Raw genomic sequence first — 23116 nt, 5'->3', positions numbered from 1 at the left:
TGTTATGACTCCTTATAGCACCGCAGCCTGCAGCAGCACCGGCCATTCCTCCTGCTTATAAGCCATATCCCAAAACATATACTCCAACTGGCAGCTCAGCATAAAATACTCCTTCATCCGTTCCCGCTCGGCTGCCGTCGCGCCCTCTGCCCATTCATCGACACGGTTGCAGAACTTGGCTGTCGCGTCTTCCCCACGGTTGCCATAGAAATAAATCCAGTCATAGAACGGATGGGATTCATCCGGCTTCACGTCATCCAGCAGCTTGCGGCCAATCTCCAGGTACGTCCACGGGCAAGGAAGCAGTACGGCCATAATCTCGCCTAGACTGCCCTCGTGCGCCACTGTCAGCATATGACGGATATAATGATGCGCGGACGGAGCAAGCGGATAACCCTGAAGCTCTTCGTAGGTCACCCCGGCGGCTGCGCACAAATTCTGATGCGGATGCACCTCGCTGTGCAAGATGAATGAAATCTGTTCGTTAAAGGTCGCGATCTCTTCCCTGCTGGTCGATTTGGATATGGCGATTCCGTAGATCCGCATGTAGGCATTCAAATACTCAAAATCTTGCTTCACATAGTGAATCAGCTGTTCCCGTGCCAGCTTCCCCTCGGCAATGCCTTTTACAAAGGGATGATCGAAGATTGCTTGAAAAATGCCTCCCGCCTGCTGACGGAGCTCTTGCGTGAAACTCATTTTTGTCCCACCTCCAACATATTGAAGAGCAGGAAGTCCATAAGACACGACTTTCCAAGCAACGCTAAAAAGCCGCCCCCGAAAACTGGAGCGGCTTCGTCAACAAGCCCAAGTGCGCCAAAAAACGCACCGAGACCTCGTATACGAAGGCTCCACTTTCCTACGCTAGTACGAACTAGATCAGGTTCAAAGGGTCCAAGATACACTCTTGTCTCAGCCGCCAACGGCTCCCCTAGTGGACTTCCTATTCTTTTGTCTAATACTGTACATAGGTTTGTAGATGCTGTCAAACATTAACTGTTCGTGAACGGAGCCCACGCTCGAAGCTTTCCCATGAGTGGGGGATTAGGATGTTGTACGGTGGCCGAGGTCTTTCGCGAAATAAAAACGGGGGCTGCCCAACACTTGTTTCGGAAACACTGACGCTCGGTTGTCATGTATGCCCCAACATAATGAGCACATAATCGTTATGCAAATAAATGAAGTTTAAAGGAGCGAGCGTATTTATGACGAACCAACCAAACCAACCGAAAGACGTTAAACCCATTCCGCAAGGCTACACGTCCGTGACACCGTGGATCATCTCAAGAAACTCCGCAGCGCTGATCGAATTCCTCAAGCAGGCTTTTCAAGCCGAAGAGTTAGCCCGCGTCTATGTCGGTGAAGGTATCATCGGCCATGCCGAGGTCCGAATTGGGGATGCCGTCGTGATGATGTTTGACGCGAAGCCGGAATGGCCGGATTCACCAGCATACCTCCGTTTATATGTTGAGGATTGCGATGCCGTCTACCAACAAGCGCTGGCCGCAGGAGCCGTCTCGGTGACGGAGCCAACGAGCTTATTCTTCGGCGACCGGGTGGGACGGGTACGGGACCCGTTCGGCAACTTATGGTGGGTACAGACACGAATGGAGGACCTCACTCCGGAAGAAGTGGAACAGCGTGCCCAAGACCCGGAATACATCAAAGCGATGACCTATGTTGCCGGAGCGGAGATTGTGGTGAAGATATCGTGAAAATATGAAGTGAAGCAATAGCAGTATAACAGGAGAGCACGGATGGACTCGGTGTCTAGGGGTATGCATGGATGGATGGGATTATAATTGTAGGGGCTGGGTAACTCGGAGTAGCTATGGTTTAGAGGTAGAAACCGGGGTAACACAGCGTGTATAGCTGAGGCTGCTGCTGGTCTTGGTGCTACTGCTGATCTTGTTACTACTGCTGGATCTGGCTACTACTGCTGATCTTGTTACTACTGCTGGTCTTGGTGCTATACTGGTTTTGGCTACTGCTTGTGGCTAGCGGACTGAGGATACGTTATTTGGCTGAATAGGTGTGATTTTTGATAGTTATCGGACACCAGGTACGTTATTCATAGAATATGATGGCAAATAGGCAGTTTATTGCGGTAATAAGGGATCTGGAGTCCGTTAACAGGTGGTGTTGGTGCTACTGCTGGGCTTGTTGCTCTGCTGGTTTTGGTGCTACTGCTGGGCTTGGCTACTACTGGTTTTTTAGCTACTGCTGGCCTTAGCTACTACTGATCTTGGTGCTACCTGCTTCGCTAATGCTGATTTTGGTGCTACTGCCGGTCTTGGTGCTACTATTGGTCTTGGCTACTACTGGTCTTGGCTACTGATGATCTACTGGGCCTTGGTGCTACCCTCGAACGTAACGGACTGAGGATACGTTATTTGGCTGAATAGGTGTGATTTTTGATGGCTAACGGACACCAGGTACGTTATTCATAGAATATGATGGCAAATAGGCCGGTAATTGTGGCAATAAGGGATCCTGAGTCCGGTGGATTTAAGAATCGGGGGCGAATCAGGAAAATAAGGGATCTGGAGTCCGATAGCAGGTCAGGGGCTACGGACGAAGCAGCGGAGTTGGTTAAGCTGTGCTAGTTGAGCGGTATGGCATGCAGCTGCGTAGCGGCGGTACTTTCGACGCGCGATACTGACAACGCGTGATACTGACAACGCGTGATACTAAAAAAGGAGGCATCCCTCAAGATCTCAGATCTTTTGGGATGCCTCCTTTTTTAGCTCTTTCCTATGCATCATCTGCTATACGACAATACTCCCCTGCAACATTCGTCTTCATTCATTACTGAATGCCGTAAAATTCCTGCAGCTGGTCAATCATCAGATTCGCTGCCAGGATGCCGCCTGCCGTGTTCCAGATGGCATCATCCACTTTGTGGGCTTGGCCGTTCTTGACGACGTTCAGGTTTTTCCACAGCGGATCGTTGATCCATTCTTGCTCGGTTTGGTTGGCACCGCCATCCCCGGTTTCATAAGTGAAGTAGAAGAGTCTGTCGGCATCTGCCTCAGGCAAACGTTCCTTCGTAATCTCGTCAACGAAATCGTCCTTGGCGTTCTTGGTCATGTCGTTGCGAGCGATGCCAATTTTATCGAAAATGACGCCCGAGAACGTATTGGTATGATACACACGCGTCTTGCCTGCCATGAAACGGACCACGGAGACAGTCTCGTCCAGCTTGCTTCCAGCCTTCTCTTTGAAATCCTGAATCCGCTTGTCGTATGCTGCCAAAAGCTCCTCGCCTTCGGATACCTTGTTCAGCGCCTTGGCATACAGTTCAAAATTGTTCTGCCACTCGCCGCGAAGATCCTCGGCAAAAACGGTCGGCGCGATCGCCTTCAATTGCTCGTATACTTTCTCCTGACGCATCTTGTTGCCGATAATCAAGTCTGGCTGCAGGCCGGCGATCAGCTCCATGTTCGGCTGGCTCTCTTCCCCGACAACGGTAACGCCTTCCATCTGATCTTTAATATGCGGATACCATGGATCGCCTGTCCAGGATCTAACGGCACCTACCGGCTTCACGCCCAATGCCAGAAGCGCCTCGGTTCCTTCGTTCGTGAGAACCACCACTTTTTGAGGGGTTCCCTTGATTGTTTCCGTACCCATCGCATGTGTAACTTCATAGGATTCGCTTGCTGCGCTACCATTGTTACCACTTGCATTATTCGTCGTGTCGCCGCCGGTATTGTTTGCATTTTCTTTCGCTGGGCTTGCTCCGCACCCGGCAAGAATCACGATCATAATGAGAGCCAGCAAGCTAAACTTGAGGCCCCTCGTTGGTTTATTTGCCATTCCTTTTCCCATTCCTATCTAAATCCCCCTTGTGTCATATCCCTCTACTTGAAAACCATTATCAATCACTGATTCAAAACTATAAAGGGTTTCATGAAAAATATCAAGATATTTGTGAGAATGATTATCAAGATCATTGACAGATGGGGTCCCTTCACCTAAAATTCATATGAACTTAATTATTCATGGACTTAAGAAAGTGAGCATATATGCGCGTATTCGGACTATTCATATCGCTATTGGCGCTGGCTGCTGCCGTAATGTGCAGCATCGCATTCGGAGTAACAAACATACCTCTTCATCAGGTATGGGAATCGTTCACTCACTTCAACGGGAGCAACGAGCATCTGATCATTCTCACAGCAAGACTGCCCCGAGCGCTCATTGCACTTGCCGTAGGAGCAAGCCTGGCTGTTGCGGGTGCGCTCATGCAGGTCATCACGCGCAATCCGATTGCATCGCCCAGCACGCTGGGCGTGAACTCCGGTGCGGCCTTCTTCATTATTATGTCGGCGGGTTGGCTGGGCATAAGCGGACTTCAATCCCTTACCTGGGTCGCGCTAATCGGAGCTGCGGTAAGCGGCGGTATCGTGTTTTTCCTGGGCAGCATCGGCAGGGACGGCATGACGCCGGTAAAAATCACCCTCGCGGGTGCCTCCATAGCCGCCTTCTTTCATTCCTTGACGCAGGGATTAATGCTCTCCGACGGCAAAATGTTCGATCAAGTGCTGGTATGGCTGGTCGGCTCGGTAGCCGGACGCGATTTGAACCAACTTGCGGCCGTGTGGCCATACATGACCGTCGGCATGCTGGCTGCACTCCTACTGGGCCGTCATCTGAACGCCCTCTCCATGGGTGATGACATCGCCCAGAGCCTTGGGCAAAAAACAGCACTCATTAAGCTGTTAGCGGCAGCGGCCGTTATTTTGCTGGCCGGAGGTTCCGTTGCCGCTGCGGGACCCATCGCATTCGTTGGGATTATCATCCCGCATATCGTTCGGCATTTAATAGGAAATGATTATCGCTGGATTCTGCCTTACAGCGCGGTGCTCGGCGCACTTCTGCTGGTGACGGCCGATCTCGGCTCCCGATATATTGCCATGCCGAAGGAAGTCCCGGTCGGCGTGATGACCGCAATCATCGGCGTGCCGTTCTTCGTGTACATAGCCAGGAAAGGAAGACGAGCACAATGAGTAAACACCGCATATTCCGCTCCAGGAACGCTAAAGTATCGTTTATGCTGGAGAGAAGAACACTATGGGTATGCCTGATCCTATTCGTGCTTTGCATCGCCGCCATGATTATTAGCACAGGAACAGGAAGCCAGTTTGTTTCGCCGCTTCATGTCATGAAGGCATTGTTCGGCGATGCTCCGCCCATGGAGCAGGTTATCGTCATGCAGCTAAGGCTGCCCCGAATTATAATCGCCGTGCTGATCGGCGCCGCTCTCGCCGTGGCGGGGGCTATTCTGCAGGGCGTCATCCGCAACCCCCTGGCCTCCCCCGACGTCATCGGTATAACGGAGGGAGCATCACTTGGAGCGGTTCTCTTCATCTTCATATTCACAGGCACCGTATCGATCCATTGGATGCCGTTATTCGCCATCCTTGGTGCTTTTTTCATTACCGGGCTTCTGTACGTGCTTGCTTGGAAAAATGGCGTATCGCCGCTGCGGCTCGTCTTGATCGGAATCGGGGTATCGGCTGCAATCAAATCGATCTCCTATATGCTGATCATATCCGGACCGCTGCAGTTGGCCGACCGTTCCCTTACCTTCATGGCTGGCAGCATTTACGGCATGTCCTGGGATAAGGACGTATTGACCCTGCTGCCTTGGATAGCCGTACTTCTACCACTTACCTGGCTGCAGGCTCGCAATGTGAACATCCAAGCCTTGGGGGACGACGTTGCCAGCAGCACGGGCGCCCAGGTTCAGAAACAGCGCCTGATCCTAATCGGACTCAGCGTGGCGCTGGCCGGGGCGGCCATCTCGATCGGCGGCGCCATCGCCTTCATCGGTCTGATGGCACCGCATATGGCCCGCAGGCTGGTGGGCCCCTCCTTCGGGAGCGTCCTGCCGGTCAGCGCACTGATCGGTGCGATTCTGCTCCTTGTCGCGGACTTGGTAGCTCGGACGGCATTTCTGCCGCGCGACGTTCCAGCAGGCGTATTCACCGCTGCGATCGGCGCGCCGTTCTTCCTCTACTTGCTGTATCGTAACCGCAATCGATTCTAGAACCGAAAGGAGCTGGCGTCATGAATACGCTGGAAGCAAAGGGATTGGGTCTGTCCTATGGGGGAGACTTTATATTCGAAAATCTGGATTTAACCGTGCCTATAGGTAAAATCACCGTGTTTATCGGCAGCAACGGCTGCGGCAAGTCCACTTTGCTGCGCTCCATGGCCAGGCTGCTGAAACCGCAGCGCGGCTCGGTTGTACTGAACGGGGCCGACATCGCAGGCTTGTCCACCAAGGACGTGGCACGTAAGCTCGCCATTTTGCCTCAAGGGCCTACCGCCCCGGAAGGATTAACGGTGATGCAGCTGGTAAAGCAAGGACGCTATCCGTACCAGAGCTGGCTTCGTCAATGGTCACGCGAGGATGAGGAAGCAGTCACGGCGGCGCTGGCCTCCACAGGTTTGACCGAACTGGCTGACCGTACGGTTGACTCGTTATCCGGCGGCCAGCGCCAGCGGGCCTGGATCGCGATGACGCTGGCACAAGAAACGCCGATCATTCTGCTCGATGAACCGACCACCTATCTGGATTTGACGCACCAAATCGAAGTACTGGATCTGCTGTATGAATTAAATGTTCAAGAACAACGAACCATCGTCATGGTGCTGCATGATATCAATCTGGCCTGCCGTTATGCCGATCATATCGTTGCTATTCGCGACGGAAGCATCAAGGCAAAGGGCAAACCGGGAGATATCATCGATTCCGAGTTAATGCAGACCGTGTTCCAGCTGCCGTGCGAGATTATTCCGGACCCGCTGTACGGGACCCCGATGTGCGTCCCGCGAGGGAAGGGCATGCGCCGACCTTCAGCCGTCACGCCGGAACCAGCGGAACCCAAACAACCAACAACGCCGACTCCAGCTCCTGAGCTGGCATCGGTGTAGCATAAATTGCAATCAAGCCGACTCCCTTTCGCATTCAAGCTGTAGGAGCCGGCCTTTTTTATTTAGGCTTTTCTCAACAATATGGAGTTATTATCTAAAACGGGTTTTGGACAAAGCAAGATATGAGAGCAGCCGAGATGGCAGAGACATCGAATAAGCATATCGGCTTTAACTCGTCCATCATTGTTGAAAACAAATGCCAACCCGAATAGACAGAGACATAAAAACATGCAAAAAAAACGCCCCCATGGTGGAAGGCGGTCCCTGTATTCAAACCTAACAATCGCATGCTTCTACTGCTATCGCTCACGACTGCTCCACTATCGATTCATCATGACCATTTACCTACACGCAGGTCTTTTTTTCTTTGGCGATGCGGGAGTACTTTGAACAGCTTGGACTTTTCACGTTTCCGTTGTTCCAGCAGGTTCTTTACCCCTCGCATCAACATCCGGTACCTCATCTCATCCTCATGGCCGAACTTGCGCATTTCGTCAAAATACTCGTCTGTCATCCTATCACTCCAGATGTATAAGTCTATAGAACTAGAGTATAGGACCGAACTATACAATTTCTAAACAAGACTCGGTAACACGCTAAGCCGACGGCTCCTGCATCCTGCATGGCTGAGCTGCCGGCAATCTCCACGGCTCGCCGTCTTCGCCGAAGAAAAAGAGCCTGCGGTTCCTCTCCTCGGAGGCCGCTTACGGAAAACCGGAGATGGGAATCCACTTGCCCATTATCCGTCTTATAGCGTATTTCAGGGGTCCCGGGGACGCGGCATCGCCACGCATATTTATTATATGTACATTTATTCCCTGCCCCCATCGTAGTCGATTCGTTCCATGGTTGTAAAAGCGAGAATTTCGTTTCCCACTGATTGACAAGTATCATACAATGAACAACAAAGGAGGATATCGCTCATGTGGAGTAAATGGAAGCTGAACGGGCCGGTCTGGGCAGGCATCGCCTCGGGCATTCTCCTCGGGCTGTTCCTTAAAGTGATCGAGCACATCACCTCGTTAGAGGTCTATACACTGCTGCTGAACGTTGATTACGTACCCGTCCTGAAGGAGATGAAGCTCTCCGAACCTATCGAGTTTGCGCTGCATCTCGTCATCTCCGTCCTGCTGAGCATCGCTCTGGCCGTCTTTCTGAAGCAGAAGAATTGGTCCCGCGGACGAAGCTTGTCCTGGGTCTCCCTGGTCTGTTTGGCCGTAGGACTTGTCCTGTACCCGACTACGGTCTTGTCCGTTCACACACCGGAGCTGTCCGACTTCGCTGCCCTTCTATTCTGGCTGGCAGGTCATCTGCTATACGGCATTGCATTAGGCTGGCTGCTGACAGGTGCTTAATTATCCCGAATTCTGCTTCCAGCACAAATTCGCCACTCAGTGCGCTATTATCTATGACAAGTAGATGATCAACCAGGCCCAGGTATTGGAGAAGATTTTACATAGAAGAATGGTGACGATGCATATCTTTTGCAGGGATGTGATGACCCCCATTGCGAACTCTGCCGGCTACTCGTTCGACATTTAGATTTGGATCACCAAGGCCTACATAAAGCATGGTAACCTGGAAGCCATTTGCTTTTGCTTCCTTCATAAGTCTAATGGCGGTTGAATACTGTTTCTCTTTTAAATCATATCACAAACTGATTAATCCACCATAAAGGATTGAACTTGTATAAACATCTTTGGAATTCGATTGGGTATTCAACGCAAAATGACCGCCCCACATGAGTAGGAGCGGTCACGCTATGAAACCGAATGCGCAAATGCCGCACTCATTCTATGGATCCTTCACTTTGGCAATGCTAGCGTCCCAGGGACAAGTCCTTGTCCACTTCGCTATCGGTTTCCTCTTCCTCGACGTTCGCGTCGTCACCGGATGCCGCTACGCCATCCATGAAGTCTTGAATCTGACCGCTGTTGCGGGTCAACGTAGCAACGGAAACCTCATGCTTCTTCGCGATGTCGGACTTCGTTGTTGAAATGTTCAGCGATGAAGTTACTATATATTCCAACGCACTTGCATATCCGCCCTGTTTACGGTACTTCGGATTGGCTTCTCTGGAGAAGCTGTTCCAGACCATCAGGAGGCTGAACACTTGAAACAGCTGCTGATCATCCTGCAGCTCATAATCCCGGCAGATCTGAGGAAACACAGACTCGGCAAGCTCGCGATGCTCATCAGCATTCCAGTCCATCCATCCCAGCTTGTCGTTAATCATCTGACGCAATTGATCGACCTGTAGCTTAGGCTCTTCTGCTCTCGCACCAGGGAACTGGATGACTTTACCGTATACCGTGCGTTCATCTTTTTCAAGACAACATCTTTTGTACTTTTTCCCGCTTCCGCAGTGACATAGATCGTTTCTTCCTAGCTTTTTCATTTCCTAGCTCCTATTTGAATGATTTCTTCTATTATACATGGAAAATATGAAAATGCGCATCTCAAGCCTGTAAACCCTTAAGGCATGCCGGCCTTCCGCGTCATAACACTCTCTTACAGGGGGGGCTTCCGATAAGAAGGTGTCCAGGCAAGTTAGATAGCAAAAAAGCGCGGGTCCCCTCTATGAAAGCCGCGCCCCTTCATATTATTCTATATTATCGTCATAACGCAAGTAGGATGTAACAAATTTGTTAGAACCTATAATAGACTTGTACCATTTTTGGTAAAGATTCCATAGATCCGCGCCATAAGGCTCATTGGCCTGGCCCAAACGTCACAGATAGCGACTTCATTCCGTAACCGTACTACACCCATACGCCAACATTGGAACCTGTTAACTTTTGGATCGCCCTGCTGCAGCGGCTCTATCGTCAATCACTTGCCTTAGCACAGGCTCAAGCCCATCCGCCATCAGCTTGAAGCCGAGGTCCGTCGGATGAACCCCATCTACGGTGGCTTCCCCAGGATCATCACCTAACCAATCCGATCCATCCACAAACGTTAGGTTCTGATCTCCGGCCTCGGTCAGCTCCCGGATGAGATCCATCTGGAACTTCTTCCGCGCGAGCCGCCCTTCGAGAATCTCCGGCTTAAACGACTCGGCCCCATGGCGGATGCGGGATATCAAAATGATAGGAACCTCCGGATGAACCTTGCGGTAGGTCTCGATATACCGCGGCAAGGTCTGCCGATAAGACTCGGTGCCCCCGGAATTCCCCTCGTAATCAATGACGAGACATGCGGGTTCCGAAATTTGGGCTGCCAGTACAGCAAGCTCCGACTCCCCCTTTCCGTTGCCCGAGAATCCTAAATTGATAAACTCCAGATGGAGCCTGCGGCTTAAGATGTTCGTATACGACATGCCGGGCCGTGACGCACATCCGCCTTGCGTAATGGAAGTTCCGTATACAATCACTTTTTTGGAAGAATCATAGGCTTCCGGTGCCCAAACCTCCGCTCCTGGTTCAAGTCCAATCCATATCTCCTCGACGCCCTGGTATAAGGGCATATTCAGAAGAAATGATCGTGCCTCGCTTGTCCCGGAATCAAAGATGCTGCTCTCATACTCCACCTGGCCGGCCTGAAAACGAGCCGTTCCCGCATGCAGCCACTGACCAGGGCCGCCGATATACGCATCGACGCCGCACTCCCCCGTTGGCGGCATGTGGTACATGCCGGATCCTGCGGTCAAACGCACGCGGACAGACACGCTCCGCGAATTCGTGCGGAAGCGGATTTGACCGCCCGATGTACAGTTCGCTAACGCATCCACCTCCGGTCGGATGGGAACATCAGGTACCGCAGGCAGCCTGCGATATTTATGTTCAACGTTGAGCCAAGCGAAGCCCGATACTTGGAAAGGCTCTTCTTGGGGGGAATACCATAATCGTTCACCCGCTCCATCGTTCTCGATCTTCATGTTCTGGTCCAACTGATAAGGGGATACCTTCTCCGTTTCAGGGGGATTGTTCTGCACAATTCTCGCCTCCCTATGTAGTTAGGAATGAATAGGAATCGAAATCGCTTATCTCCATCTCAAGTGCTATATAGATATAGCCTCATCCGTCCGGTTTCAAAGCCATCGAGCCATAACTTCAGAGCCTTCTTACCGGTCCCAAGCCGTGACAACCTCTTCCTTCAGCTCCTTCAGCAGCTCTTCCTTGTCATCCCGGTAGAACATGTTATAAGTGTCGAACGGGATCATCCGTCCATCGGGATGCATGATGTGGACGCAGGATTTCTTGACGGAGCGGACGTCGAAGTTATGGGCGTCCAGGAACTGCATGATAATGACCCGGAAGACGTTGTCATAGGTTATCTGCTCCGGTACGGCGGCTAGCGGCAGACAGCAGAGCAGGCTCTTCAGGGAAAGCGCCGAGGATTGCGGCGAATGGCCCGTCGACAACAGCTCGAACATTTTGCCGCGGATCACCGGATCCTGCTCAAACACAATTGTGTTGCTGTCGCCCTCCAGCAGGATTTCCGGGTCGATCATCCGCGTCAACGGCATCACTTCCCCGCCCAGCTTCAAAGCGTAGCCCATGGCCAGGCAATCCGGGTGGCACGGCACCGGCAGAATGTCCGCATCCGTAAATACCTCGGACTGGTCGATGATCATCCGCCGCACTTCGCTCACGGTCAGCCGGTCGGTTGCCGGATCATACCCCTCCAGCCGGCCCGCAGCCTGAATCGGCTGAATGGTGACGCCGCGCACCGCTTTTTGCTGAAGTCCATACTGAATGATATCTCCGATCTCGCCGTCATTGAGGCCTTTCTTCAGCGTGACGACCAGCGTCGTGGATATGTTGAATTCATTCAGATGGTCGATGGCTTGCTGGCGGATGCGCCGCAGATCGGCCCCTCTCAGCTCCTTCAGCACATGCGCCTCAAAGCTGTCGAATTGCAGGTAAATTTCGAATCCAGGCATGTATTCGGCCAGCCTCCGCGCAAAATCGCGGTCCTGGGCAATGCGGATGCCGTTCGTGTTCACCATAATATGCTTGATGGGACGGCTCTTGCACATGTCCAGGATGTCAAAAAAATCCGGATGCGTCGTCGGCTCGCCGCCGCTGATCTGAACGATGTCAGGCTCCCCCTCGTTCTCGACGATCCGGTCGAGCATGAATTCGATCTGCGCAAGCGACCTGTAGGAAGTACGATGCGGCGACGATTCCGCGAAGCAGATCGGGCACTGCAGATTGCAGTGGTCCGTGATCTCCAGCAGCGTGAGGCAGCTGTGCTGCTCATGGTCCGGACAGAGCCCGCAGTCATAAGGACAGCCGTAACGGATCGGCGTATTCCAGACAAGCGGCATTTCGGAAGGCTTGATAAACTTCCGCGTCTGATGGTAATAATCGGCCTCGGTTGCGATCAGCACTTTTTCCGGACCGTGAACGAGGCATCTTTTGAGCATATATATCATGCCGTTCTCCTCGATGATCTTGGCTTCCACTTTGCGGTAACAGGTCGTGCATATGCTATTCGTCAGTTCATGATACAGATAAGGGCGGTTTTTTGGCATAATCAAGACTCCTTTGGTCAGCTTGGAAAATGGGAACCCGGCATCGATCGGCGAAGCCGGTTTCTGCCGCCGATCAGCCACGCATAATAGATGAGGCCTGCGATGCAGGCTAATTGGATATTGTTCAATCCCAGGTAAGGATGCGGCGTCGGTTTGATCCAGTCGATCACCAGGCGGAAGAGCAGATACCCGGCCATGAACCATTGAAACATCCGCCCGGACACGTAGCCCGCGCGAGTGGATCTGCCGCGGCTTTGGCGGTACAGCGGAATCAGCAGCAAGGCCAGCACGATCAGGAACAGGATTTCATACAGCTGAGTCGGATGGCGATAAATTCCGTCGCCGAAATCCACGCCCGTGAACCAGGTCGTCGGCGTACCATAGGTATGGTCATCAAGACCGGTCAGAAAGCAGCCAATTCGTCCGAGTCCCAGGCCCAGCATCAGCGGGTAAACAAAATCATCGCCCGTTGAATGCTTCCATCCCACCCAGCGCTTTGTCAGCTCCACGCCGATCAATCCGCCCAGAAGACCGCCGACAATCGTTTTGCCTCCCCATAGCAGATGGAATTGGCGCAGCTGTTCCCAGGTAACAGCCGGATCCTCCAGCCAGAATAGCAGCTTGGAACCAATGGCCGCGCCGGCGATGATGCCAGCCAGAATCTGCAGGCTCATCAGCTTTGTCATGCCGCTCGGCCTGCGGGTCCATAAATACACGCGGAAGCCGATAAAGTAGGCCAGCGATTCAAACAGCACGTGCGGATGAATCCGCCAGGACCCCAGGTACACATAAACAGGAAACTCCATCTGTCCACTCCTTGATATCAAAACTTGAATTGGAAATGCGATTTAGCCGGAAATAGGAACGCGTTATTTTAATAAGAAAACAAGATTGCCCCGCAAATCGTCAGCAGCAGCAGCGCAAGACCGCCCAAGATTGCCAGTATAGAGACGATCACGGTCACCCATACGTTCCTAGGCTGTCTCGGCGCGCCGGGACCGGTATTCATTTCACCACAGCGGTAGCGGCAGCGACCTGTTTCCGGATTATGGCATTCCTCACACACCGGCTTCCCGCAGCGCGTACACTGAGCGACGGCCGACCTTTCAGGATGATTCATGCAGCGGTAGACTTCCATCCAATCACCTCACTTAGCATTAAATCCCTATATTCCCATTGTAAACGTTGCCGCAGAATTAGACTACCACCTACATTAACATTACAACGCTTGTCCAGTGATTATGAGTAACATTAGGCAGTGCACACCCAGCTGCGAAGATGCGTCAGGCGCGTTAACAATAAAAAAAGGCAAGCCCTCTGCCTAATGAAAGTCAGCACTTGCCTATCACTTTTGATCGGTTCGTTTCAATCCCCTCTTGATGCAGCTTACTGCCCTAACTCCTCAACGTCTGTTACTTCGAACGTGAGTACTATGGGATAGCGGCAAATCTTCTTTCATGAGGATAGGTCCTCCCACCGCTCCCACATCTCTTGCGGATTGAGCTCATACACCCCGTTGTCCCTAAACATGAAATGATGCATGATGAACTCCCGGCGAAGAGTTGCAAAGTCCTCATGGTAACCCTGAATAAACTCGTTGATTTCCTTCTCTGTGTACTTACGTCCCTTCTCAAGCCGGGATACCATATGCGTAAGCACGATGAGTTTCTTCTTCAACTGGGCAGGGATGCTCTTCAGCTTCCCGTTGGATGTGAAAAAATTGTTCAGAACAGCGTCCCTCGTCCGCTGATCTTCTTCCTCCAAGCGCTCGGGGACGCCCTCGGACCTTACTCTTTGGTAGATTAGATTTTCCGTAGCAGTTGCACTATTTTTGATGAAATAATGGTTTAACGAGAAATAGATCGTGTTCTTATCCCTGCGCTCTTTAATCAGGCTCGCTTCCCGCAGCTTCGCTGCATGGTGCGTGATCGTTGCCGGCGTGACGCCGATCTTCTCGGCCAGAACCTGTCCGTTCAATTCACCTTCGGCTAGCAGGATCAGCATTTTGATTCGCGTCGGATCCGCAAGCGCCTTATGATAACTAACCACCTTATCCAATTGCATGGATATGTTCACTCCCTACACAATTTGGCGAACATCTAATTTACGATTTATTAAATCAGATATTATCCCATCCGAAATTTAAAGTAAACCTCATTAGTACTTTAAATTCAGCGAGTAGGTGGCGGAGGCCAAGTCGGAGGAAAGTCCCCATACCATTTTCCGAATCCATTATAGGGATGTCAGCGTGGATTACGACGAATATGACAGCCATGTCCATAAAAGGCGGCAAGTAACGCCTGAACTTCATGCACAGGACATGAAATAGCCCGCTCCATTGTTGTAAAAGAGCGGGCTGCTGCATGACTATCGTTTCTCAAGTTTCGTATTCACATCCAGTTAACCTACGAACCTCATCTTACACGACAGCTGCGTCAACTCTGGACGGATCGGCATTCTGGCATCTCTTGCATACCTTTAGCGCCGTGCCGTCCGACTTGTTAGCGACGTAGAGAAGCTTGATGCGAGAAGTGCTGCATACCGGGCATGTGCCGCGGCCACGTGATGGCATACTCCATAGTGCGCGGCCCCGTTTTGTTTTGGCCATGTTTCATATCCCCTTTATTTCATAATCTCTTTAATGTTGTTGCGAACCCCTGCACACAGCTTGTACAAGATTCGATTTCTCTTTGTTATACGAATCGTAGGAAATACAGCCTGAATATCTGTGCAACTCCATTATAGGGGACGGCCTGCCGTCAAATATAGGGAATAAACGCTTATGAACTCTTTTTTACATACGGTACGTCACATTTAGGTTAGCTTACGCAGTACCTCCTCCGCTCTTTGCACACTCTCCTTCGTCCACGGCGGTGCCTTCGGGTGATTCATGATCTCGGACAGCGTCATCCACTGTACCGACTCGACCTCGTCCGGGCTCTTGCTGTAAGGTGTCCCCTTATCATACTCGCACAAAAACACCATGTTGATGACAGGACGGTCATCGTCCGTTACAAAAGAAGAGCTGTAGACGTACGTGACGTTCTCCTTCACCTCGACGCCAACTTCTTCGTAAAGCTCCCGCTTCACCGTGCGCTCCAGAATATCCAGCGTGTGCCCCTCCCTGTCTACTTTGCCTCCCGCTAACGAGAGTGTTCCGCCCGCATGCTCTTCCTTCATGCTGCGCGTAATCATCAGCCACTGCCCGTCCTTGCAGACGGCCCCTTCTACGTTGACGATAAACATGAAATCCCTCCTCTAACAGCCTATTTTCTTACTTTACACGATCCTGGTGTCGGTTGACCATTGACTCTCACCTTACAGGAGACCGCAAAATAGGTTCCAGCATTGATTCAGTAAGGAGGAATATCACCATGCCAAGCTCTATCCGTTTGCTCCACAACGGCTTCGTCCGAGCGATCCTGATTTCCAATGTATGCTCTCAACTCGGAATATGGATCCGAAATTTTGCGGTTCTGCTGTATGTCATGGACATGACAGGCGGGAATGCTTTTGCCATCTCCATGATTTCCGTCGCGGAATATGGACCGATCTTTCTGTTTTCGTTCATTGGGGGTGTATTCGCCGACCGTTGGCGTCCCAAAGCAACCATCGTCTGGTGCGAGATACTCAGTGCCTGCTTCGTCTTCATCGTGTTTCTGATGCTGGAATCCGGCTCGTGGGGCGCTGTATTCTTCGCGACCTTATGCTCTTCCACCCTGTCGCAGTTCGCTCAGCCCTCCGGCATGAAGCTGTTCAAAATCTATGTGCGGGACGAGGATGCTTCCATTGGAATGTCACTGCTGCAAACGCTGTTCTCTCTCTTCATGATTATCGGACCGGTTCTGGGCACATGGGTATTTCAGCAATGGGGCATATCGGCTGCCCTCGTGTTAACGAGCGGATTATTCATGTTATCTGCCCTAGCCATGCTGTTTGTGCCTAAAGACCAAGAGACATCTATGAACACCGCAACAGCAGCTCCCTCCATTCTTCACGATATGGCCGACGGTATTCGTTATGTTGTATTCAAAAGAGACCTGCTGCGGCTAAGCCTCTGCTTCATGGTTGTGGGTCTTGGGGTGGGATTGATCTCCCCGCTCAGCGTATTTCTGGTGACCGAACGCTTAGGCTTGTCCGCTCAGGACTTGCAGTGGATTACCATCCCTTACGGTGTAGGCGAAATCCTGGGTGGAATCATAACGTTTATGCTCGCATCCCGAATCGCTCCCGGACGGTTACTGATGATGGGATTAATCGTGAACGGCGCAGGCATTCTCATGCTGGGTCTGTCGACGCTCCTCTGGCTGACCATGCTCTCGCAATTCCTGATTGCGCTGCTGCAACCGGCTATTTTTATCGGGAACCATACCTTGGTCATGCAGCAAACTGAACAAGCCTACATCGGTCGGGTCACCGGAGTACGTACGCCGCTCATGACCGGAGCCATGCTGATCACAATGGGATGCTCCGGCTTATTGAAGCAGGCCATGTCACTAACTTACGTTTATGCTTTAGCTGGCGCATGTTTTCTCGCCGGATTCTTGATGATTCTTCCACTTCTTCGTCATGGGAATCACATGATGTCAGGAGGTGGTGAAGCAACCGAAACTTAACATCCCCCACAGATAAAAAACCGAGCGAAACGAAGGCTTCTCCACGTCTCACTCGGTTATTTGCTTTTTCCAGCCTAATACACCTTAATCCGCGTCGTCTTCTTCCTCAACCTTTAAGATTCTTCCCGATTTTGCAAGAATTTCGACTTCAAACAATCTATTGTCGGACGTCAGAATAAATATTTCATAGACCAACACGCCATGCTCCAGATCCATATCGACATGAACAATTTGGCCCGGAACACGGGCAAGTGCAATTTCTTGAGCTTGCTGCATAGAGATTCTCTGCCTGGTCATCGGCCCAGGTACATGATAGTAATTTCCGTACATTCGGAAGTAACCCCCTCAATAAAAATGTCCGCTCATGTACCTTATGAGAGGGGCTACTCCTTGGTGCCTATTGACGCCGTTTAACATTCACATTTTTCGTATCATAAAGGACGTTCTACCGCTATTCGATTATGAATCGTTCCCCAATTACACATCGCATCGAGCACAGGCAGCAGCGTGATACCATATTCGCTCAGAGCATATTCCACCTTTGGCGGAACCGAAGGATGGATGGTCCGAACAACAAGCCCGTCACTTTCCAATTCCCGCAGATGCTGGGTCAGCATCTTCTGCGTAACCTCGGGTATGTCCTTCTCCAAATCACTGAAGCGCTTGGTGGATTCCATTAGATTCCATAAGATCAAGGGCTTCCACTTCCCCCCTATGACATGCATGACCGTTTCAATGGGGCATTGACTAATGACAGCTTTAGCAGATGTTCTCATATAGCCCTCCTCTATAGCTTACTTTAAAGTAAGCTCCTTACTCGAAAGTGGGTTCTTATCACGATTCTATGTTGCATGTTAGTCTAGAGTCAATTCAACCGGAGCATGACTGGGAACGTTATTCAGCAGCCTAGATGCTTTCGAAATATTTAAGGAGGATTATTGTATGAATCCATATGGTTCCAGCACATCATGGCAATCCAAGGATTGGGGGCCGCGTGCTTATTCTTACTGGCTAGTCGCCTCACTCTCGCTGTTTCTGCTGTACCTCGGTGTGAACACGTTTATTCAGCCGGAGGCCGCCATTCAAGGCTTTGGTTTAACTCTTTTTCATTCTTCGGATGCAGCCATCATCTACATCAAGGCCAATCGCGATTTATACATCGGGCTGGTGATCGCCGCTTTATTGCTCTTCCGCCTGCGTAAAGCATCCCTTATCCTACTCATTCTCAGCATTGAAATGCCCATCGTGGATGCCGTGTTAGTACTCCGTAGTGACGGAGCAACTCCTGCCAGCGCGTGGATTCATATCGGCACGGTTATTTATATCTTAATCGTGGCCTGGGTATTATTCCGGGAGGAACGATCCGTTATAATGGATCATAAGACAAAACATCCCCAGTCTTTTCCAAAATAACGGATCGAGGTGAGTTATGTGACAGGAAAGACCCTTGTTCATCATGGGCACCTCGCGGGACCGCCCCGGATTTTGCAGACGGTTGTTTTAGGTGGATTAGCACGGCTAGCTGATCTCCTGAAATATCGAGTGTAGGATGATTCCTAGAAGGAGGTGCTTATGAGCTATCACGGATCCGATTTTTATGACAACGACACGAACTTCGAGAAGTACATGGAGCGGCGGCAAGGGCAGGAGAACGCCAACGATACATTGGAGAAACCCGTCATCTGGCAGTTGCTGGGGAATATCTCGGATCGGCATGTATTGGACCTAGGGTGCGGCGATGCTGGCTTTGGCGTGGAATTGCTCAACAAAGGTTGTGCTGCGTATGTGGGGATTGAAGGCTCTCGTAATATGGTGGAAGCCGCCTCAAGCAATCTGGCCGATTACAACAACGGAACCGTTGTGCACACGAGGATCGAGGAATTTACATATCCCCGCGATTCTTATGATTTAGTGCTCTCCAGGCTCGCCATTCATTATCTGCAGGATATTGAGCGCGTCTTTCAATGCATTCATCAGAGCTTGAAGCCGAACGGCAGGTTTGTCTTCTCCGTCGAGCATCCCGTCATTACCTCTACACTTCAGCCGTCCGGCACAAGAACGAACTGGATCGTGGACAATTACTTCAGCGAAGGCTACCGGGAACAGCAATGGCTCGGAGGCACCGTTCAGAAGTACCATCGAACCGTCGAGGATTACTTCAGGGCGATGAAGGAAGCGGGCTTTATCGTGGAGCAGCTTAGGGAATCCAGACCCGTGCGAGAACATTTCTTGAACGAGGAAACCTATGAGCGCAGGCGCAGAATTCCACTGTTCCTGTTTCTAGCGGGGAGAAAGAGCACGTAACTCTCATTCCATTTCGAAAAAAAGCACCCTTTCTTCCACTTCACAAGTGGGAGAGGGTGCTTTCTACGTTTGGGATGATTGTCATAAATGCCGGGCGGGAACGCCTGCATGTGAAATCATCCCACCATCGTTATTTCTGCTTACGAGGATCTACCGGTCTTGCTTCCCTTATTGAATCCCTCGGATTTGCGCTTACGTGCTTGGCCATCCTTGGGTTTCTGAGCAGCTTCCGATTTGAACTTACGTGCCATCTCTGAATACGGATTACTGACGGCCTCCGCCTTCGGCTTACGTGCCGAATTCGTGCTCGAAGAGCGAGCTGCGTCTGACTTCGGTTTACGAGCCGTGTCGGTCTTTGGCTTGCGGGTGGTATCGGCCTTCGGTTTAGCAGGTCTAACTGCTGCTGATTTGCTGGACTTGCCCGAGCCCGATTTCGGCGATCGGTCTACCTTGGCTGCTCTTAATGATCCCGACATCGGGAAAGCATGGTCCTTCACTTCGGGTATGGACTTTCCGATTAACTTCTCAATATCTCGGAGAAAAGGCACCTCGTCCACTTCGCAGAACGATATCGCCGTTCCGCTCAGTCCCGCACGACCCGTCCGGCCAATCCGGTGAACGTACGTTTCCGGAATGTTCGGAAGATTAAAGTTAATAACATGCGACAGCTCGTCGATATCGATGCCTCGGGCGGCAATATCCGTAGCCACCAGTACCCGGGTCTCCCCGCTTTTGAAATTTTTGAGTGCCGTCTGACGGCTGACCTGCGATTTATTCCCGTGAATGGCTTGAGCCGAGATGTTCACCTTCGTCAGATCGCGCACAACCCGATCAGCCCCGCGCTTTGTACGGGTAAAGACCAAAGCCGACACGATGGATGGGTCCTTCATCAGCTCATTCAATTGCTTCTGTTTATTTCCGGTTTCCAGCAGATACACCGATTGCTTGATCCGTTCGGCCGTAGAAGAAACCGGCGTGATTTCCACTTTTACAGGGTTTTGCAATAATGTTTTGACAAGTTGGGTGATCTCCGCAGGCATGGTAGCCGAGAAGAACAGTGTTTGTCTTTTGCTCGGCATTTTGGCGATAATTCGTTTTACGTCATGGATAAAGCCCATATCGAGCATCCGGTCAGCCTCATCCAGCACCAGGATCTCCACATGCTGCAGATCGACACGCTTCTGATTCATAAGATCCAGGAGTCTGCCTGGGGTAGCAATGAGGATGTCCGCTCCTTGCTGTAGCGCCCGCTCCTGCGTTTTTTGCGAAACGCCGCCAACAATGGCCGTCGACCGCAACTTCGTGAACTGACTGTAGGCTTTCACGTTATCTGAAATTTGCAGGGCAAGTTCCCGGGTCGGCGACAACACCAACGCGCGAATACGGCGCGACATGCCCGGTTTAAGGGGTTGTTCGTTCAACAACTGGATCATTGGTACCGAAAAAGCGGCGGTCTTCCCTGTTCCGGTCTGCGCGCAGCCCAGCAAATCTCTGCCGGCCAACACAGCCGGGATCGCCTGAGCCTGAATAGGCGTTGGCGTCTTGTAATTCTCCTTCGCTAAAGCTTTGAGAATCACGGGGGATATATTTAAATCTTGAAATGTCATGGGGTCTCCTTTAAGGTGAATACCTATATTGTCTCATCACGTAACATGGGGCATCTCTTGATCGAGTTTCCACAAGCCGTTCCTTTACGTCATAACACATAACGATACCATACATCGGTATAAAAAAAGAAGCGGAATTTTTCTCCGCCTCTTGTTTAAGCCCCAAACCGCTGCCGATACCCGCATTTTCTGCATAATTCCTCAACAGCTTCCCGGCGTGAAAATCCATCCACAAGATTGTTCGCTCGCTCCCCATCGACGATGTCCGAGAAGGACTTCTGATGAATATTGCCCAAATTGATGACCCCTTCCCCGTCCAGACAGCACGGTACAACCGTCCCGTCTACGAGAATGGCCGCCTGGCTGCGAAGCGCATGGCAGAAGCCTTTGCCTTCATCCTCCGGCGCTGTTAGACTTGGCCACTGGAACTCATAGTCCTGGTTCAGATAGACATGGTCGGCAACCTTCACGCCACCGCCAGGTTCAACCTTTTCCTCGATTCGGTAGTCCAGATTAAATTCCTGCTCCAGAATTTCGAGCGTCTGGCGGTTCCGGCTCTTCTCCAGGTTCGTTTGGTTATCCTGCGTCAAATTCCACAAACGGAACGAAAAGATGACTTTATGCTCCTCCGCGGCACGAACAAAGGAGAGTATCTCCCGCAAATATCCCTCGCGATTTGTTGAACCAACATGTCCGTCGAAGCTGTGGAGCGAGAAGTTCATTTGTCTCAAGGCCGGCTTGCCCAGCAGCTTATGCCGGTTCTTCGCGATCAACGTGCCGTTGGTCGTGATGTTGACCTTGAACCCCTTCTCATGGCTAATATCCAGCAGCTCATCGATCTTCGGATGGAGCAGCGGCTCCCCCTTCACATGCAGATAAATATAACTCGTATGCGGCTTGATCTCATCCAATCTTCTCGCGAAATCTTCCACTTTAATGAAGTTGGCCTTACGCTCTGTCGGCGGGCAGAACGTGCAGGCCAGATTACAAATACTCGTAATTTCTATGTAAACTTTCTTAAATGTCTTCAAGATGTTATCCCCAATCCAGATGTCTATGATGGCATGGCGATTTGCTAGCTAAGTCGCTTGCCAATCCTTCATATCGTACCATAGGCGTGCCCTTTACAGCTACAACTACAGATGCTATCTGATGCCATTCTGTATTAAGCGAAACGAGAGAGATCACCTTCTTTGCTCTAATTAACGTTCGTCGTTTATGTTTAAATTCGTCACTCATCTGCATCAACCCATCTTTTTGAAAAGTAGAGGTGCAATTTTTTTCTTGCTCTGACCATCGTTTGAGCTAAAGCTTGTTCCGTTGTTTCTAGCTCCTGTGCAATTTCCTTATATGGTTTTTCTTCGATGTAATATAGAAACAAAGCTTGACGATACTCGGGGCTTAGCTCATTTAGAGCTTCAAGTAGTATCTCTTTCCGAATCTGATCTTCCACTTGCTCGGCTACCGTAGGGCGTAAAAAAGGGGCCTTCATATCAATAACGACTTGAGGATCCCTAAGATGATGATATTTTTTATTTTTTTTTAACAAATCATAGGCATAATTCCTAGCTATTTTAATCATCCAGGCTTTCAAATGCTTAGTGTCTTGCAGTTGAGGGACTTTAGCCACCACTTTATAGAACGTCTCCTGTACAACATCTTCGGCCAGTTCATGACTTCGTGTCAGAAAATAAATGTCCCGATAGACCAAATTCCGATAAGCTTCATAGGCTAATTTTTGGGTGTCGTGGTCTAAATCATAGAAATTAGTGCGTAAGAAATATAACCATTGTTCTTGCTCCACGTGTACCCTCCTCCGTTTTATTTTATTCATTAGCTGCTTGACGTAATTTTAAATCAAGCAGTTTTCCATTACAGTAAAATATTAACATATATTTACACAATTTTCCTTCAATCGCTGGAAAAATTATTTTTTAAAAAAGCGTCATATGTTGCTAGGATAAATCGTTTTAGTAGTAGAGTAGCTCAATTGGATACATACATCGTTCAAGCTACCTTACTTATCTCAAGCAAGGTAACGAACAAGAAGCTTTGAACCTACTAGATACTTGCCATAGAAAAGAGGGGTAGCTCATATAGAGGAAGCGGAGGTGAGTTCTTTTATATGGTTGTTTGAATAGCTAATCTATATAGGCTGAACTTAA

At 50.6% G+C, this 23116-nt stretch carries 24 protein-coding genes and 1 riboswitch; of the genes, 8 read left to right on the top strand and 16 right to left on the bottom strand.

The window, feature by feature from the left end; all coding sequences use genetic code 11:
- Positions 1-12 precede the first annotated feature (12 nt).
- Complete coding sequence (gene tenA / locus J7E85_RS30250; protein ID WP_215163726.1) at positions 13-699, bottom strand: thiaminase II; 687 nt, start codon at positions 697-699, stop codon at positions 13-15.
- 140 nt (positions 700-839) lie between these two features.
- Positions 840-943: riboswitch (TPP riboswitch) on the bottom strand.
- A 262-nt stretch (positions 944-1205) separates the two neighbouring features.
- On the opposite strand from tenA, the gene J7E85_RS30245 reads away from it, so the two are divergent.
- A complete protein-coding gene (locus J7E85_RS30245) occupies positions 1206-1715 on the top strand; it encodes a VOC family protein (RefSeq protein WP_251036157.1) in 510 nt (169 codons plus the stop codon).
- A gap of 1093 nt (positions 1716-2808) precedes the next feature.
- Here the strand turns inward: J7E85_RS30245 and J7E85_RS30240 are convergent.
- Positions 2809-3831, bottom strand: coding sequence for an ABC transporter substrate-binding protein (locus tag J7E85_RS30240; RefSeq protein ID WP_215163722.1), 1023 nt, complete (start codon positions 3829-3831; stop codon positions 2809-2811).
- 197 nt (positions 3832-4028) lie between these two features.
- Here J7E85_RS30240 and J7E85_RS30235 point away from each other — a divergent pair, with 197 nt between their 5' ends.
- The 3 genes from J7E85_RS30235 to J7E85_RS30225 are packed head-to-tail and all read left to right on the top strand — an operon-like array spanning position 4029 to position 6945.
- Complete coding sequence (locus J7E85_RS30235) at positions 4029-5012, top strand: FecCD family ABC transporter permease (RefSeq protein ID WP_215163721.1); 984 nt, start codon at positions 4029-4031, stop codon at positions 5010-5012.
- Positions 5009-6055 (top strand): FecCD family ABC transporter permease, encoded by a 1047-nt coding sequence (locus J7E85_RS30230; RefSeq protein WP_215163720.1) that lies wholly within the window; start codon positions 5009-5011, stop codon positions 6053-6055. The genes J7E85_RS30235 and J7E85_RS30230 overlap by 4 nt, the downstream gene beginning before the upstream one ends.
- Before the next feature lie 20 nt (positions 6056-6075).
- A complete protein-coding gene (locus J7E85_RS30225) occupies positions 6076-6945 on the top strand; it encodes an ABC transporter ATP-binding protein (RefSeq protein ID WP_215163718.1) in 870 nt (289 codons plus the stop codon).
- Between the two features lie 331 nt (positions 6946-7276).
- Here J7E85_RS30225 and J7E85_RS30220 read toward each other — a convergent pair whose 3' ends face one another.
- A complete protein-coding gene (locus J7E85_RS30220) occupies positions 7277-7459 on the bottom strand; it encodes a hypothetical protein (RefSeq protein ID WP_215163717.1) in 183 nt (60 codons plus the stop codon).
- A 409-nt stretch (positions 7460-7868) separates the two neighbouring features.
- Here J7E85_RS30220 and J7E85_RS30215 point away from each other — a divergent pair, with 409 nt between their 5' ends.
- Positions 7869-8300 carry a hypothetical protein gene (locus J7E85_RS30215; RefSeq protein ID WP_215163716.1) on the top strand — a complete coding sequence of 144 codons (432 nt, stop codon included), beginning with the start codon at positions 7869-7871 and terminating at the stop codon, positions 8298-8300.
- Positions 8301-8764: 464 nt separating this feature from the next.
- Here the strand turns inward: J7E85_RS30215 and J7E85_RS30210 are convergent, their stop codons facing one another.
- From J7E85_RS30210 to J7E85_RS30180, 8 genes are all read right to left on the bottom strand, one after another.
- The gene (locus J7E85_RS30210; RefSeq protein ID WP_215163715.1) at positions 8765-9343 is read right to left on the bottom strand and encodes a YecA family protein; all 579 of its coding nucleotides are present in this window, start codon (positions 9341-9343) and stop codon (positions 8765-8767) included.
- 393 nt (positions 9344-9736) lie between these two features.
- Positions 9737-10879 (bottom strand): SGNH/GDSL hydrolase family protein, encoded by a 1143-nt coding sequence (locus J7E85_RS30205; RefSeq protein WP_353049584.1) that lies wholly within the window; start codon positions 10877-10879, stop codon positions 9737-9739.
- A gap of 129 nt (positions 10880-11008) precedes the next feature.
- Positions 11009-12424: a radical SAM protein gene (locus tag J7E85_RS30200; RefSeq protein ID WP_215163713.1), complete on the bottom strand. Its 1416-nt coding sequence runs from the start codon at positions 12422-12424 to the stop codon at positions 11009-11011.
- 17 nt (positions 12425-12441) lie between these two features.
- Positions 12442-13230: a prolipoprotein diacylglyceryl transferase family protein gene (locus J7E85_RS30195; protein WP_215163712.1), complete on the bottom strand. Its 789-nt coding sequence runs from the start codon at positions 13228-13230 to the stop codon at positions 12442-12444.
- Positions 13231-13298: 68 nt separating this feature from the next.
- Positions 13299-13562: a B-box zinc finger protein gene (locus J7E85_RS30190; RefSeq protein WP_215163711.1), complete on the bottom strand. Its 264-nt coding sequence runs from the start codon at positions 13560-13562 to the stop codon at positions 13299-13301.
- Between the two features lie 317 nt (positions 13563-13879).
- Positions 13880-14488, bottom strand: a complete 609-nt coding sequence (locus J7E85_RS30185; RefSeq protein ID WP_215163709.1) for a DUF2087 domain-containing protein — start codon at positions 14486-14488, stop codon at positions 13880-13882.
- A 355-nt stretch (positions 14489-14843) separates the two neighbouring features.
- The gene (locus J7E85_RS34380; protein ID WP_251036156.1) at positions 14844-15032 is read right to left on the bottom strand and encodes a hypothetical protein; all 189 of its coding nucleotides are present in this window, start codon (positions 15030-15032) and stop codon (positions 14844-14846) included.
- 206 nt (positions 15033-15238) lie between these two features.
- Entirely contained in the window at positions 15239-15670 is a 432-nt protein-coding gene (locus tag J7E85_RS30180) for an NUDIX hydrolase (protein WP_215163708.1), read from the bottom strand.
- A 128-nt stretch (positions 15671-15798) separates the two neighbouring features.
- Between J7E85_RS30180 and J7E85_RS30175 the strand changes: the two genes are divergently transcribed.
- The gene (locus J7E85_RS30175; RefSeq protein WP_215163706.1) at positions 15799-17040 is read left to right on the top strand and encodes an MFS transporter; all 1242 of its coding nucleotides are present in this window, start codon (positions 15799-15801) and stop codon (positions 17038-17040) included.
- An 84-nt stretch (positions 17041-17124) separates the two neighbouring features.
- On the opposite strand, the gene J7E85_RS30170 is transcribed toward J7E85_RS30175, so the two are convergent.
- Together J7E85_RS30170 and J7E85_RS30165 are read right to left on the bottom strand one after the other, a co-directional pair.
- Positions 17125-17370 (bottom strand): PepSY domain-containing protein, encoded by a 246-nt coding sequence (locus J7E85_RS30170; RefSeq protein ID WP_098742178.1) that lies wholly within the window; start codon positions 17368-17370, stop codon positions 17125-17127.
- A 101-nt stretch (positions 17371-17471) separates the two neighbouring features.
- On the bottom strand, positions 17472-17816 hold the full coding sequence (locus tag J7E85_RS30165; protein WP_215163704.1) for a winged helix-turn-helix transcriptional regulator: 345 nt from the start codon (positions 17814-17816) through the stop codon (positions 17472-17474).
- Positions 17817-17982: 166 nt separating this feature from the next.
- Here J7E85_RS30165 and J7E85_RS30160 point away from each other — a divergent pair, with 166 nt between their 5' ends.
- Positions 17983-18453, top strand: coding sequence for a DUF4267 domain-containing protein (locus J7E85_RS30160; RefSeq protein ID WP_215163702.1), 471 nt, complete (start codon positions 17983-17985; stop codon positions 18451-18453).
- 159 nt (positions 18454-18612) lie between these two features.
- On the top strand, positions 18613-19344 hold the full coding sequence (locus tag J7E85_RS30155; RefSeq protein ID WP_215163701.1) for a class I SAM-dependent DNA methyltransferase: 732 nt from the start codon (positions 18613-18615) through the stop codon (positions 19342-19344).
- Between the two features lie 140 nt (positions 19345-19484).
- Here the strand turns inward: J7E85_RS30155 and J7E85_RS30150 are convergent, their stop codons facing one another.
- The 3 genes from J7E85_RS30150 to J7E85_RS30140 all read right to left on the bottom strand — a co-directional run bounded on the left by J7E85_RS30150 (position 19485) and on the right by J7E85_RS30140 (position 22755).
- Positions 19485-20951, bottom strand: a complete 1467-nt coding sequence (locus J7E85_RS30150; RefSeq protein ID WP_215163699.1) for a DEAD/DEAH box helicase — start codon at positions 20949-20951, stop codon at positions 19485-19487.
- 155 nt (positions 20952-21106) lie between these two features.
- A complete protein-coding gene (locus tag J7E85_RS30145) occupies positions 21107-21982 on the bottom strand; it encodes a radical SAM/SPASM domain-containing protein (RefSeq protein ID WP_215163697.1) in 876 nt (291 codons plus the stop codon).
- 200 nt (positions 21983-22182) lie between these two features.
- Entirely contained in the window at positions 22183-22755 is a 573-nt protein-coding gene (locus J7E85_RS30140) for an RNA polymerase sigma factor (RefSeq protein WP_353049583.1), read from the bottom strand.
- Positions 22756-23116: the final 361 nt, after the last annotated feature.

This window comes from Paenibacillus sp. ISL-20 (assembly GCF_018613005.1).
GTDB lineage: Bacteria > Bacillota > Bacilli > Paenibacillales > Paenibacillaceae > Paenibacillus_AQ.
The sequence above is the reverse complement of the archived record's forward strand: the minus strand, read 5'-3'. Positions and strand labels throughout refer to the sequence as shown.

Coding starts and splice junctions, on each gene's coding strand:
- J7E85_RS30235 (WP_215163721.1), top strand. CDS start 4,029: ATGCGCGTATTCGGACTATTCATATCGCTATTGGCGCTGGCTGCTGCC.
- J7E85_RS30190 (WP_215163711.1), bottom strand. CDS start 13,562: ATGGAAGTCTACCGCTGCATGAATCATCCTGAAAGGTCGGCCGTCGCT.
- J7E85_RS30220 (WP_215163717.1), bottom strand. CDS start 7,459: ATGACAGACGAGTATTTTGACGAAATGCGCAAGTTCGGCCATGAGGAT.
- J7E85_RS30215 (WP_215163716.1), top strand. CDS start 7,869: ATGTGGAGTAAATGGAAGCTGAACGGGCCGGTCTGGGCAGGCATCGCC.
- J7E85_RS34380 (WP_251036156.1), bottom strand. CDS start 15,032: ATGGCCAAAACAAAACGGGGCCGCGCACTATGGAGTATGCCATCACGT.
- J7E85_RS30180 (WP_215163708.1), bottom strand. CDS start 15,670: ATGTTTATCGTCAACGTAGAAGGGGCCGTCTGCAAGGACGGGCAGTGG.
- tenA (WP_215163726.1), bottom strand. CDS start 699: ATGAGTTTCACGCAAGAGCTCCGTCAGCAGGCGGGAGGCATTTTTCAA.
- J7E85_RS30230 (WP_215163720.1), top strand. CDS start 5,009: ATGAGTAAACACCGCATATTCCGCTCCAGGAACGCTAAAGTATCGTTT.
- J7E85_RS30195 (WP_215163712.1), bottom strand. CDS start 13,230: ATGGAGTTTCCTGTTTATGTGTACCTGGGGTCCTGGCGGATTCATCCG.
- J7E85_RS30200 (WP_215163713.1), bottom strand. CDS start 12,424: ATGCCAAAAAACCGCCCTTATCTGTATCATGAACTGACGAATAGCATA.
- J7E85_RS30225 (WP_215163718.1), top strand. CDS start 6,076: ATGAATACGCTGGAAGCAAAGGGATTGGGTCTGTCCTATGGGGGAGAC.
- J7E85_RS30175 (WP_215163706.1), top strand. CDS start 15,799: ATGCCAAGCTCTATCCGTTTGCTCCACAACGGCTTCGTCCGAGCGATC.
- J7E85_RS30160 (WP_215163702.1), top strand. CDS start 17,983: ATGAATCCATATGGTTCCAGCACATCATGGCAATCCAAGGATTGGGGG.
- J7E85_RS30155 (WP_215163701.1), top strand. CDS start 18,613: ATGAGCTATCACGGATCCGATTTTTATGACAACGACACGAACTTCGAG.
- J7E85_RS30240 (WP_215163722.1), bottom strand. CDS start 3,831: ATGGGAAAAGGAATGGCAAATAAACCAACGAGGGGCCTCAAGTTTAGC.
- J7E85_RS30165 (WP_215163704.1), bottom strand. CDS start 17,816: ATGAGAACATCTGCTAAAGCTGTCATTAGTCAATGCCCCATTGAAACG.
- J7E85_RS30245 (WP_251036157.1), top strand. CDS start 1,206: ATGACGAACCAACCAAACCAACCGAAAGACGTTAAACCCATTCCGCAA.
- J7E85_RS30210 (WP_215163715.1), bottom strand. CDS start 9,343: ATGAAAAAGCTAGGAAGAAACGATCTATGTCACTGCGGAAGCGGGAAA.
- J7E85_RS30150 (WP_215163699.1), bottom strand. CDS start 20,951: ATGACATTTCAAGATTTAAATATATCCCCCGTGATTCTCAAAGCTTTA.
- J7E85_RS30185 (WP_215163709.1), bottom strand. CDS start 14,488: ATGCAATTGGATAAGGTGGTTAGTTATCATAAGGCGCTTGCGGATCCG.
- J7E85_RS30170 (WP_098742178.1), bottom strand. CDS start 17,370: ATGTACGGAAATTACTATCATGTACCTGGGCCGATGACCAGGCAGAGA.